Source organism: Solihabitans fulvus (genome assembly GCF_008386585.1).
GTDB classification, from domain to species: domain Bacteria; phylum Actinomycetota; class Actinomycetes; order Mycobacteriales; family Pseudonocardiaceae; genus Solihabitans; species Solihabitans fulvus.
In genome coordinates this window covers 1-619 of record NZ_VUOB01000149.1, presented here as the reverse complement: position 1 = coordinate 619, position 619 = coordinate 1, and the positions used below count along the sequence as shown (strand labels likewise).

Genomic DNA, 619 nt, shown 5'->3' with positions numbered 1-619 from the left:
GCACACCAACCCCAACGCGATGCGCACCATCGAGCAGGGCAACTCCCTGTTCACCAACGTGGCGCACACCGACGACGGCGACGTCTGGTGGGAGGGCAAGGGCGAGCCGCCCGCGCACCTCACCTCGTGGAAGAAGCAGGACTGGACGCCGGACTCCACCGAGCTGTCCAGCCACCCGAACTCCCGCTACTGCACGCCGATCGAGCAGTGCCCGATCAAGGCGGCCGAGTGGGACGACCCCAACGGCGTGCCGATCTCGGCGATCTTCTTCGGTGGCCGCCGCGCCACCACGATCCCGCTGATCACCGAGTCCCGGGACTGGCAGCACGGCACCTTCATGGGCGCCACGCTGTCCAGCGAGACCACCGCCGCCGCCGTCGGTCAGGTCGGCGTGGTGCGCCGCGACCCGATGGCGATGCTGCCGTTCATCGGCTACAACGCCGGCGACTACTTCCAGCACTGGCTGGACACCGGCAAGCACGCCGACTCGACGAAGCTGCCGAAGATCTTCTACGTCAACTGGTTCCGTCGGGCCGAGGACAAGCACTTCCTGTGGCCCGGGTTCGGTGAGAACGCCCGCGTGCTGAAGTGGGCCATCGAGCGGATCGAGGGCAAGGCC

Annotated in this window: 1 protein-coding gene; it reads left to right on the top strand. The window is 68.0% G+C overall.

Going from position 1 to position 619, the window contains the following annotated elements:
* Positions 1-619 (top strand): phosphoenolpyruvate carboxykinase domain-containing protein (locus F0L68_RS40875; protein ID WP_149855295.1); only part of this gene is annotated, 619 nt, incomplete at both ends.